The organism is Pseudarthrobacter leeuwenhoeki (genome assembly GCF_055412885.1).
Genome location: NZ_JBVAYY010000019.1, coordinates 44,667 through 55,847 on the forward strand (window position 1 = coordinate 44,667; position 11,181 = coordinate 55,847).

The 11,181-nt window shown below is 64.5% G+C and carries 9 protein-coding genes; 2 read left to right on the plus strand and 7 right to left on the minus strand.

Features of this window, described 5'->3' with window-relative positions; genetic code table 11:
* Window positions 1–26: 26 nt before the first annotated feature.
* On the minus strand, window positions 27–1,658 hold the full coding sequence (locus tag ACZYX4_RS15525) for a relaxase/mobilization nuclease domain-containing protein (protein WP_463877476.1): 1,632 nt from the start codon (window positions 1,656–1,658) through the stop codon (window positions 27–29).
* Window positions 1,659–1,660: 2 nt separating this feature from the next.
* Complete coding sequence (mobC, locus tag ACZYX4_RS15530) at window positions 1,661–2,053, minus strand: plasmid mobilization relaxosome protein MobC (RefSeq protein ID WP_463877478.1); 393 nt, start codon at window positions 2,051–2,053, stop codon at window positions 1,661–1,663.
* A 224-nt stretch (window positions 2,054–2,277) separates the two neighbouring features.
* Here mobC and ACZYX4_RS15535 point away from each other — a divergent pair, with 224 nt between their 5' ends.
* A complete protein-coding gene (locus ACZYX4_RS15535; protein ID WP_463877481.1) occupies window positions 2,278–2,580 on the plus strand; it encodes a hypothetical protein in 303 nt (100 codons plus the stop codon).
* A 347-nt stretch (window positions 2,581–2,927) separates the two neighbouring features.
* On the opposite strand, the gene ACZYX4_RS15540 is transcribed toward ACZYX4_RS15535, so the two are convergent.
* Window positions 2,928–3,344, minus strand: a complete 417-nt coding sequence (locus ACZYX4_RS15540; RefSeq protein ID WP_463877499.1) for a hypothetical protein — start codon at window positions 3,342–3,344, stop codon at window positions 2,928–2,930.
* Between ACZYX4_RS15540 and ACZYX4_RS15545 the strand changes: the two genes are divergently transcribed.
* Window positions 3,322–3,660 carry a helix-turn-helix domain-containing protein gene (locus ACZYX4_RS15545; RefSeq protein WP_463877497.1) on the plus strand — a complete coding sequence of 113 codons (339 nt, stop codon included), beginning with the start codon at window positions 3,322–3,324 and terminating at the stop codon, window positions 3,658–3,660. The two genes, ACZYX4_RS15540 and ACZYX4_RS15545, sit on opposite strands and share 23 nt — an antisense overlap.
* A gap of 35 nt (window positions 3,661–3,695) precedes the next feature.
* On the opposite strand, the gene ACZYX4_RS15550 is transcribed toward ACZYX4_RS15545, so the two are convergent.
* The 4 genes from ACZYX4_RS15550 to ACZYX4_RS15565 all read right to left on the minus strand — a co-directional run bounded on the left by ACZYX4_RS15550 (window position 3,696) and on the right by ACZYX4_RS15565 (window position 10,774).
* Window positions 3,696–4,301 carry a DNA-binding protein gene (locus ACZYX4_RS15550; RefSeq protein ID WP_463877484.1) on the minus strand — a complete coding sequence of 202 codons (606 nt, stop codon included), beginning with the start codon at window positions 4,299–4,301 and terminating at the stop codon, window positions 3,696–3,698.
* 330 nt (window positions 4,302–4,631) lie between these two features.
* A complete protein-coding gene (locus ACZYX4_RS15555; RefSeq protein ID WP_463877485.1) occupies window positions 4,632–9,533 on the minus strand; it encodes a helicase in 4,902 nt (1,633 codons plus the stop codon).
* 209 nt (window positions 9,534–9,742) lie between these two features.
* On the minus strand, window positions 9,743–10,021 hold the full coding sequence (locus ACZYX4_RS15560) for a hypothetical protein (RefSeq protein WP_463877488.1): 279 nt from the start codon (window positions 10,019–10,021) through the stop codon (window positions 9,743–9,745).
* A gap of 180 nt (window positions 10,022–10,201) precedes the next feature.
* Window positions 10,202–10,774, minus strand: a complete 573-nt coding sequence (locus ACZYX4_RS15565; RefSeq protein WP_463877491.1) for a recombinase family protein — start codon at window positions 10,772–10,774, stop codon at window positions 10,202–10,204.
* Between the last annotated feature and the right edge of the window lie 407 nt (window positions 10,775–11,181).

Here is an 11,181-nt window from a genome sequence, read left to right on the forward strand (position 1 = left end):
TTCCCCTTGCACTAGTGGTGTGAGTCTTATCGGTCCAGGCCCGGCCCGGAATCGCGTCGGCTTGGCTGGTATGTCTTGGCCGGTGTCGGCGTTGAGGGCACTGCTGATCCCGGGCGGATGGGGACCATGCCGCGCCGGGCGATGTCGATTGCCCTGGGCTGCACTGCTGCTTCCGTAGGCGACTGCTGTTCCGCACCCACCAGCACGGCCTTGGGCATGGTGCCGGTGAACGGGGCCAGCTGTTGCTCGACCACGGCCCGGATGCGTTGCGCCTCACGGGTCCGTCCGGACTGCTGATGCATTTCATAGACGGCGAAGGCGGTGTTGATCAGCTGCAGCATGAGCGCCGATTGGGCGGCCGTCTTGCTCTTGCTGGACGCGGCCATGAACAACATGGCAGCGCCGGCAATGGACGGCAGGGCGACGGGTTTGCTGTGTTGCCGTGGCGCCCGGAGCTGGGCGGTGCGGGACAGTTCAGCGGCGGTGGCCGCCAGCGGACCCGGCGTCGGTTCGAGCCGGTAGGACCATGCCGCGAACGCCCCTGATACTTCCCTCGCTGCCTTAGCCCAGGTCGCGTGATCATCCCGCGGAATGGTGCGCAGCTGATCCGCCAGCGCGGTCGCGTTCCGGGTGTACTCCACCCACATTTCCGCCGGGGGTGTTCCGTTCTCGGGGCCGGTCTTGGACACGGTGCGCCTGTTGCGGGCTGCCGCGTTCCACTCCGCTGCCGCCTCTGTTGCAAGGTGCGGTGAGTCCATCCACTCTTCACGCAGCGCACCGAGCTTCAGGTCGGCGGCGAGGGTGCCGCCGCCGAACCAGATAGGCCTCTCGCCCTGCTTGGGGCGCTCCGCTACGGAGTAGCCGACGATGACGTCGGTCGTGTTCTTGGCGTAGCGGGGCCGGACCAGCATCCCGGTGTCGCGGGCACGCCGGACGAACTCCCCTTCGGTCGCGGAGGCGCTGGCGCTGGCGCGGACTTTGCGTGCCAGGGATGACCGGTGCATTTCCCGTTCGTCCCGGACGGCAATGGCTTTCTCGGCCCGGTCGTAGCCTCGGGTGGAGTGCACGGTGGAGAGCTGTTCCAGCCCGTATTTGACCTCCAGCTCCCGGCAGGTCTGTTGGGCCCTTTTGTAGTCCCCGTGGGTCGATGCCTTGGTTCCGTCTTCGCGGACCAGGGACACGGCCAGGTGGATGTGGTGGTTGCCGTTCTCACTCGTGCCGTGGTTGACCGCAACCCATCGGCAGCGGGCCTTTCCGCTGCTTTCGGTGAATCCCATGGAGTCCACGAAATCGTTGGCGATGTCGCCCCACTGCTGATCCGTCAGGGCGCCCTCTTCGGCGCGCAGGCTCAGCGAGCAGTGCCACACACTGGCGTCCTTGTAGCCGACGTGAACGCGCTCCTTCTTGGCCGCGTCCCACTGCATGTCCTTGATCTGAACCGATACGTCATATGCCCTGCGCGGCTGGTCAAGATGCTTGGCAATAGCAAGCGCATCGTCACGGTCCAGCACACCGTCGTCGTACCACGCCATGATCGCAGCGTCGCCTGCTACCAGGTGCGGATCGGAGTGCGCGTTCTTGGTCGTGTTGGCGTCCGTCGACGCCAGGTAAACCATGAGGCCGCCCATGCGTGAACCGCGGGTGATGTTCGGGATCATCCCTACATCAGCCCCTCAATGGTGCGGTCAATACGCATGGCCACTGACCGCAGGTGCTTCAACGCTTCGTGCGCCTCTGCCGGGAACTCGCCCGTGGCATTGGCCTGTCGTGCGAGCTGGTTAATGTTGTTGGAGGAACGCGCCAGCAGGTTGTGCAGGGACATCAGTTCTGCGATAGCGGCACGGCGTTCTGTTGTCGTCTCCTGCGTCTCGGACAAAGCCGAGGTAATCAGCAGGTTCGGGACGGTCATCTTCTCACGTTCTGCCCTCGCGACAAGCGCGGCTTCCTCTTCAACAGTGACCCACAGATCACGGCGCTTCTTCGTACCGGCCGGAGTGTTCTCCCGACGCCGGCGCGACAGATTGAAACGATGAGTGAATCCCTCATCCGACATTCAATCCATCCCTTCAAAGGCCCAGCGCAGCGACCCCAAACCCGGGGACCACACTGACCAGTGTGCCGCACACGACCGCCAGTGTCGAGCGCGACAGGCCACTTACACCCGTGTAAGTGTATAGCTTGCTCCGTACGATTTTCTTTGGTGGTTTTTCCGCCTTGGATGTGTCTTCCCCGAAAACCCGCTTTCGCATGGGCTGTGGTGGCCGGTAGGGTTTGGGTATGGATATCAACGACATTGCCGCTAGAGCCGCCGCCAAGATTGACGCCGCCAGGGACACTAAAGTCAACGCCGTAAAGACTGCCGCCGCCAGCAGCGTCGAGGTCCAGGAAGCTGCCCAAACGCTCGCTGCAGCCGAACAAAAGTACGCCAAGGACTACCAGACAGCGTTGCGCGCAGACTGGACCGAATCGGACCTGCGCGGTTTCGGTTTGGATGCCCCGACCAAGAAGGCCGGTGGACGCCCGCGAGGCCGGAAGGCCACACCGGAGTCCACACCGGCCACTGGTGGTTCCGGACAGTAACCCCTCGCCCACCTGGGCACGGCAAAAGCAATTTCCTTCGGGCTTTTCCCGCACACCCGTGGACGACGGGACCCAGCTGACCGGCTGCACACCATCGCCAGGTCACCACGGGGGCGCACCTCACCCACGGTCACCGGCGACCCTGCACAGCCTCCCATCACGTCGGTACAGCACCACCAGGATCCTTCCCCCGGATCAACGCAGCCGTCCCCGTCCCACCACCACATGTGGCCGGGCTGTCTCAGCTTCGAAAGAGACGCACAACGCGACGAACTGCACCCGGATACACGAATGGCCGTCACGTTTTCGTGACGGCCATTCGTACTCCTCCTGTTGACGGGTAGCCGTCAGCGCTCCACGCCCGATTTCCGGCGCCGGCGCCAGTACCAGGCAGCAACACTGACAACAAGGACCGCAAGGACCCCCGCGAGGAACGGTCCGGGACTCATGGTGTTCGACGCCTGAGTGCCCTGGATCGGTTGAGCCGAGGACGTCGCCGACGGACTCTGGGACGTCGACGGCGTGACACTGACCGTGGCAATCGGGGTGGCCGCGGCCGGGGCCACCGTCGGAGCATTCCCGGGTGCCGGAACCTCCGTCGGGCCCTCCACGGGGACCTCAGCGGGAACACCGTCGATCACAGGGTTCTCCACAGGGGCAACACCCTTGACCGGCTGGCTCGGTGCGGCCGGGGCGAAGCCCTTGACGGGCTGGTTCGGGGCCGGTGCGGGCGCACGCGAAATGTTGGCCGGGACGAGTGGCACCGCTCTTCATTATCGTCCGCCCAATCCGGGCAGCAGTGTCCCGGATTGTGACCCGCAGCCGCCCGTGACCGAAACCCCGGGCAGCCAGCATCGCTTCCTGACCATCGAGCAAACCGCGGAGGAACTGAACGTGTCACAGACTCAGATCCGTGCCATGCTCCGGTCCGGGGAACTCCATGGTTTCCAGGTCGGGGGCCGCGGCCTGTGGCGCGTCGGGCGGGTCGATCTCGAGTCCTACATCGAGGCTGCGTACGAGCAGACTGCGGCGAGGATCGCCGCCGGTGAGCTCAGGACCGAGCAGACCGCGGTGGAGTGACCCGGCTTCAGGATCTCCTGCGCCCGGGGCCGGGCTCAGGCTTCCTCGCCCTTGCCCTGCTTCGCCTCCGGTGTGGTCTGCGGTGTAATGCGTTGCAGCAGGGCATCGTGTGCTTCCTGCAGGGTGCTCGTACGTGCCTCGGCGGCTGCCAGCCGGGTGAGAGAAGCTGAGGATTCCCGGGTAGCATCCTGCGCTGCGGTCTGGGCCAGGGCGAGCTGCTCCCCCGTCGCCGCCAGCTGGGCCTCCAGCGCGGTGATCCTGGCCGTAAGTTCTGTGACGGCAGAATCTTTCTCGGCACTTACTTTGTCCAGGTCAGCGACGAGTTCGGCGATCTCCAGGTTCAGGTCCTTCTTCTCCTGCGCCCAGGCCGTTTGGATGCCGGCATGGCGCTCGTCGGCCAGCTGCGAAGCTTCGGCCCAGCAGGCCCCGGCCAGGCGTGCGGCCTGTTCCAGCAGTGCGGCCGGCGCTGCGGCGAGCTGGCCCCCGGCGGCCTGCTTCTCCTCCGTCCATTCCTTCAGGTAGCGGGTGGCATCGGCGTTGCTCACGCCCGCCGCAGCCCGGACCGTCGACACGGTCGGCCGTCGCTCGGCACTGATCTGCTCGGCGGCAGCGAACACTCGGTCTTTTACACTCAACGTCACGGCGGCGACCCTTCAAGTAGTAGGAGTAGTAGGAATACTACTCCTACTACTGTCTGCGCCGCCACTGCCCGACGTGGCATCGCCGCCTGGCCTAGGGGGCCCGTCCGCGAAGGGGGGCTCTCCGGAGCGGCCGCCGGTCCGGGGTTTGACGAAGGCAGGGCCGGCACTGACGTGCCGGCCCTGCCCTGGGTCTTATCTACTCCTGCGGAGCGCTTGCCGGACCTCGGGTCCCATCGTCGATGACATCTCGCGAGCTGTCCTCTTGCTGGCCAGCCACCCGGATTCGAATCATCCGTGGTCCCCGGCAGAAACATGACCGGCGGGGGCGCCCTATCGTTCCAGTCCGCCGCTTCTTTCGTGGCGGGGGTGATGGGTTGAAGGTGCCTGGGGTGCTGTCGGCGCTGCTGGTCGGGTGGGACTGGGTGCAGTCGGGAAGCTGACGGCATGCAGTCTGCGCTGTCGTGCAAGTGCCGGGTTCACGTCCTCCTCCGACGTTGAAGCCTCTGCTGCCCGTGCTGGCTTGGGCGGGTCGATGGATGCCGTCAGTTTCTCGTCCAGTTCCGCACACTTCGTACGGGCGGTAACGAGTTTGTCTTCGTATTTGAACGGTTTCCCCGCCTGGCTCTCGACGTCGGAGAGCACCGCCTGTTTCTCGGAGATGGTCTGACGCAGCTGGGTCTCGTAGTCGGGCAGCCCGGACACTTTGTTCTCCAGCCGGGTGATGATGCCGGGGCTTCCTTCCAGCAGCTCCGTGCGGGTGAAGACAAGCGGTGGTGCGGGCACGTCTTTGATGGTGATGGCGAGGTCCTGGTAGGAGCCGAGCCGGGAGTCGTCGGCCGCGTTTCGGACCTGCAGCTCGTGGCCGCCGAGAATGGCCAGGGTGCCGTAGTCCTGTTTTTGGCGGTAGTAGTTTCCGTACTCCGGTGTGTGGGTACGGACCCATTCAGGGATAGCCGCAACGGCCTCCGGACGTTTGGTGTAGCTCTTGCCGTCGATGGTCGCGGTGAAGGCCTCCCCGGCGGTCGGGGTGATGCGCGGGAGAGCGGCCTGCAATGCGGGCAGCTTGCTTTCGGCTCTGGTGATGCTGGTTTCGGCCGCGGCCCTGGTCCAGGAGAGTGTGCTCTGTCCTTTCTCGTGGGCGCGTTTGAGTCGTTCGAGTTTGGTCCGGGCGGCGTCGGCCTCGATCTTCTCCATCACCAGCGGGTTGCCGCTGGTCGCTGCCTTGATCTGTGCGGCGTTGAGGGCGAGATCTCCAACGTCCTCGATCTCGCGGATATCGAGTCGTCCGCGAAGGACCTGCTGGATCATGGTGGCCTTGCGCTGGATCCCATCCCAGGCGGCACTGTCGTAACTGCCGACGGTTGCGTACTGGAAGTTGTGGACCTCCGCGTTGGCGTTCCGTTGACGGATGATGCGCCCGTCGCGCTGGGTCAGGTCAGCCGGCCGCCAGGGACACGTGACGTGGTGGATCGCTTTGGCGCGGAGCTGGACGTTGGCGCCGGTTCCCATCATGGCGGTGGAGCCGATCAGCACGGCCACCTCCCCGGTACGGCATTGGGCGAACAGCTGGGCTTTCTGCTCGGGCTTGGGCGCGTCCTGGATGAACCGGATCTGATCTGTCTGGATGCCGCCGGCAACGAGCTGGTCCTTGATCTGCTGGTAGGCGGTCCAGACCGGTTTGCCGTCGGAACCAGTGTTCTTGGAGGGCGTGCTGAGGTCGCAGAAGATGATCTGCAGCGCCCCCTTGTTGGCCGAAGGGATCCCGGATTCGAAGCTGGTTTCGTACTCGTTGTCCCGGTTCTCCTCCCAGACTTTCAGGGTATTGGCGACCACCTGGTCCAGCTTCGTCCCGGAGTCGGGTTCGATGCCGACCATACGCAGGTCCAGCGCGGCTTTGCGGCCGTCGTTGTAGACACTGAGGGCGTTGTCCGCGCCCTTCTCAGCCCAGCCGGAGAGGGAGTCCAGCCGGTCCGCAAGGCCCTTCATGTATTCGGCCAGTTCGGGCGGCTGCGGGATCAGCACCAGTTCCGGCTGCCGTTCCCCGTCGCCGGGGCGGCGGGCGAGGTCCGGTTTTTTGAGGTAGGTCAGGTCTTCGGCGAGCTTCACGTCCGCGAAGACGTGGAAGGACCGCAGCATCTCGGGGACGTTCTTGAACTTCGCGAAGCGCGGCTTGTTCTTCAACCGGCCTCCGGCGTCCATCTCGATGGCGGTGACGGTTTCCCCGAATGTCGCTCCCCAGACGTCAAAGTTCTCCACACCCGAAGCCTGGAGCAGGTCCGGGCGCAGGTAGCGCTGCATGACGTGGGCTTCGGTGATGGAGTTGGCAATCGGTGTGCCGGTCGCCATCGTAACGACGCGTTCCCCGTGGGTGCTGCGCAGGTATTCGAGCTTCAGGTGCATGTCGGTGGCCCGGATGGAGCCCGCGATTTCTGCGCCCTTGATGTTGGTGACCGTGCGGAGGTTCTTGTAGTCGTGGGCTTCGTCCACGAACAGGTAGTCCACCCCGGTGTCCTCGAATGTCAGTCCAAGGTCCGGCGCGGTGTCCATGAGCTTCTTCATGCGCTCTTCTTCGGCCTGGAGCTTTGTTTCAAGCTTCTTCACCGTGGTCCGGTCTTCGCCTTCGGCCTGGGCGTTGACGATGGTCTGCCGGACGTCGGCGATGATCGACTCCTGGTAGGCCTGGATGGTTTCGGCTTTCACACCGATGCTCTTGAAGGCCTGCTGGGTCATGATGATGCCGTCCCAGTCGTTCGCTGCGGCGCGGGCGACGAACTGCCGGCGCGCAGCCAGGTCCCCGCTCTTGCTCTTGATGTCATCACTGCCGGCCGAGAGCAGGCGGGCCTGCGGGTACAGTTCCAGCCACTCGCGGGTGAACTGCTCCAGCATGTGGTTCGGGACGACAACCATGGGCTTGGAGGCCATGCCCAGGCGCTTGAGTTCCATCGCTCCAATCACCATTTCGGCGGTCTTGCCGGCCCCGACTTCGTGGAAGAGGCCCACGGCCGGTTCGGAGATGATGCGCGCGACGGCGGTGCGCTGGTGCGGGTGCGGGGTGAAGGACTTGGCCAGCCCAGGAAGGGTCAGCCGGCCGCCTTCCTTGGTGTAGTCGCGCAGGGCCAGGGAGTTGAAGCGGCGGTTGTATTCGTCAATGAGGCGGCTGGCGCGTTCGGGGTCTTCCCAGACCCACTCGGCGAAGCGTTCCTGCAGGGCCTCGGCCTTTTCCTGGGCCGCTTCGGTTTCTTCGAGGTTGGCGACGGGTTTGCCGTCCTCGTTCTTGTCCTCGACCTGAATGCTCTTTTGTTCCAGGATGCTTTGCAGCAGGTCCGGGGCGGGCCGGCGGCCCGTTCCCCACTCGTTCGTGGACCGGACTGTTCCCCGGTTGGCTTTGACCCGCCAGATGCCGCTGCCGACGCTGGTCACGCTGGCGTGGGGATCGGCCAGGATGTCCTGGACGAAGCGTTGGTGTTCCTCGGGGGAGATCCAGACCGCACCGATGCGCGCCTCGACGTCTTCCATGCCGACCCGCGGCGGCTGGACTTCCTCCAGCGCGGTGACGTTCACGCTCAAGCGCTCGTCCTCGGCCGCCGCAGCGCGGGCAGCGTCGAGCTTGGTCCGGACGTTCCCGGACAGGTATTCCGGGGCGGTGACGAGCTTGCCGGTTTCCGGGTCATCGAACACGAGCGTGCCCAGCTGCTCGCGGGCTTCCTCTGCCATGACGCCCAGCAGGTCCGCGATCTGTTCCAGCTCCGGGGCGCCGTAGGTGTCCAGGGCGATGGCAAGGGCTTCGTCAACGGTGTCCGCACCCATGAGTGGCTTGCGGGCCACCACCTGCCGGTGCTGAAGCAGGCCAGCCGGTGTCGCCGTCTGCGTTTCGTCATTGAATTTTTCCAGAGCACCGGGAAGCGCCCCGAAAGGGTCCTCGGACATCAGCAGCCGGAATGCAGGCGCTATGCGACGGGTGACAATGTCATCGCCGGTCTCTTTGTCCGTGCGAACCGATTCGGTGTAGCGGTTCACTGGCCCGTACTTGCCCACATAGGTGGCATAGCGGGCGGTCAGACTAGCCCGCAGGGCTTCCAGCTCGGGGGTGTCCTCGTTGTCCGATGCTTCCATTTCCAACAGCGACCGTGCACCGTCGCGCAGCCCCAGCAGGTCCCGCATCTCTGCAGCATGCTTCTTGGGCACGGGGAGTTCTTCTTGTTCCCCGATGCGGGTGATGGTGAAGGTTCCGTCGGGTTGGGCGGTGATGGTGCCGTCCCATTCCTGCCCGGTGGACGGCAGCAGCGCTGCTGGGGTTTTTCCCGGGGCCGGCTCGGCAGGGGCGTGGTTCAGGCCTCGGTCCAGTGCTTCCTGCACCACGGCGTCGAGCCGCTGGGCGAGTAGCTGCGGGACAGCAGCGAGGTCGTCGGCTTTGACGCTGACGGTTTCCTCGCCGTACATGCCGTTCCCAACGGTGATCTGCCCGAGGACGTTTTGCGGGTTCAGGTCAAAGTAGTTGTTGATCTTCACGTTGCGGCCGTCGATGATGACTGGCCCGACCTTTTCCCAGTCCGTGTTGGCAGGCTCCCGGCCCGGCTCGCGCTTGCGCAGCAGCAGCAGGTCAGTGAGTGCTTCGGTGCCCGCTGCGCGGCGGTGGGCGCCGGTGGGCAGGCGCACGGCTCCCACCAGGTCCGCCATGGCGCTCATCTCCCGCCTTGAGGTGGGGTTGGTTGCGTCCATGGTGAAGCTGGAGGTCAGCACGGCGACGTATCCGCCGGGTTTCACGGCGGCCAGGCTCTTGAGGATGAAGTGGTTGTGCATGGAGTGCCGGGAGTCGGCGTTGTGGGTCTTGTCGTAAAGCGTGTTCTTGCTGAACGGGACGTTGCCGACGGCGAGGTCAAAGGAATTGGTCTTGATGGGGGTGTCCGCGAAGGACTCGCTGCGGATCGTCGCGTCGGGGTACAGGCCTCGGGAAATTGAGGCTGTCAGCGGATCAAGCTCCACGCCGGTCATCCGGGCGCCTTCCGGGGCGAATCCGATGAATGTTCCAGCGCCGGATCCGGGTTCCAGCACCTCTCCCCCGGTGAAGCCGAGCCGGTCAACGGCGGACCAGATTTCCTTTACCAGGGCGGCGTCGGTGTAATACGCGTTCGTCGTGGTCCGCGACGCTGCGGCATACTCGCGCTCACTCAGGACGTCCTGCAGCTGGGCGCGCTCGGCCGCCCATTCGGCCTTATCGAACAGCTGAGGCACAGCTCCCCAGCTGGACCACCGCGCCAGGGAACGCTGCTCTCCCTCGGTGGCCGGCCTCTGCTGGTCCTCCAACTCCCGGACGATGCGGATTGCTTCAATGTTTGCAGCGAAGCGGGCTTTCTGTCCCGATGGCGCAAGGTCCGTCTGGGATGCTGGGCGGAACTGTCCAGCCGTCGCAACCGCTGCCGGCTCCGGCTGAGGTTCGGCCCCTAGCTTTCCTCGTCCTCCTGGGCCCCGTAGGTCGGCTCCATCTCCTCCGGCTCCGCGGGAAGGCTGGCGTAGATCATCTCCTGATACACCATCTCGCGTGCCCGCAGCTTGGCCATGTTCACCATCCCGATGAACTCCATTGGCTCTTCCTGGCCGCGCATGGGTATCAGCTCTGCGCTCAGAGCCACGATCGCTTCCTGGATCTCCCTGCCCAAAGTCGAAAAGTGCGTCTCGGGGTCCGCTATCTGCGCGAAGCTCTCCGGATCGTGATTCTTCATAGTTTCCATGGCGTGTCTGCCGTGCTCGTTCATTGACTACCTCTTCCGGTTCGGCCCACAAAGACTCCAGACTCAGCTGACCCTCAATGTGGTTCTTAGATTTCCTCGGTGCCATGTGCGCCGTCCCCCTCCGTTTGCCTCCACGCTAGCGAAGGCACCGAGGGATTAACAGCCGCACCACTACTCCTGCGGTACCTGCAGGCTCTTCCGCTGCCGTGCGAGCTCACGCACCACGGTGGCTTCACTGACCTCGATGGTCTTGGCGATGGCGCTGATCGTCCGCCTCTCGCCACGCATCCGGTGCGCGGTGGCTGCCTTGTCCGGCGTCATTTTGGTCGGTCGGCCGCCGACGCGGCCGCGGGCTTTCGCCGCTGCAAGGCCGGCCATGGTCCGTTCACGCAGCCGGTTCCGCTCGTACTCGGCGATGGCGGAGAAGAAGTGAAACATCAGCACGCCCTGGGACGTAGTGGTGTCCAGCCAGGTCTCCGTCAGTGACCGGAGGCCAATATGCCGGTCGGCCAGCGTCTTCACGATGCCGGCCAGGTCAGCCGTGTTTCTGCCGAGCCGGGATAAATCGTTGACCACCAGGATGTTCCCCGGCTGGAGGTGGTCCAGGCAGTCCTGCCACTGCGGCCGTTCCGCCGTCGCACCGGACGCGAAATCTGTCCAGATCCGGAAGCACCCGGCAGCGTTCAACGCATCCAACTGCAAGTCCACCGACTGCTCAGTAGTGCTCACTCGGGCGTAACCCATCAACGTAGCCAAACCAGTCCACCTCCGTCATTCAAAAACCGTCACCCACGGAGTTTTGACCAAGAGCGGCCCCGTAGTTTTCGTAGTCGAGTTCTGACACAGCCTAGCACTGGCAAAACCGATTTTTGGGATGTCATTTTCAATACTCGTCTGCACGAATGTCAGTACTCGCCTGCACAAACCGCTGCACATCCCCTGAACGGTCAAATAACGTGCACTGTGCGAGTGCGTGCGGCGATGCTTATCAGGGGTGTCCTTTCGCTATTCAGATCCCATTCAAACTTCCATGGTGCCCATGTGAATACTGGCTTCCAAGGGAGCCACCTGTCGTGCGCTTCAGAGCCACCTGCCCAGATCACGGATCGTGTCGTTCAGAGCCACGATTGGCGTGGTTGAGAGCCACCTGA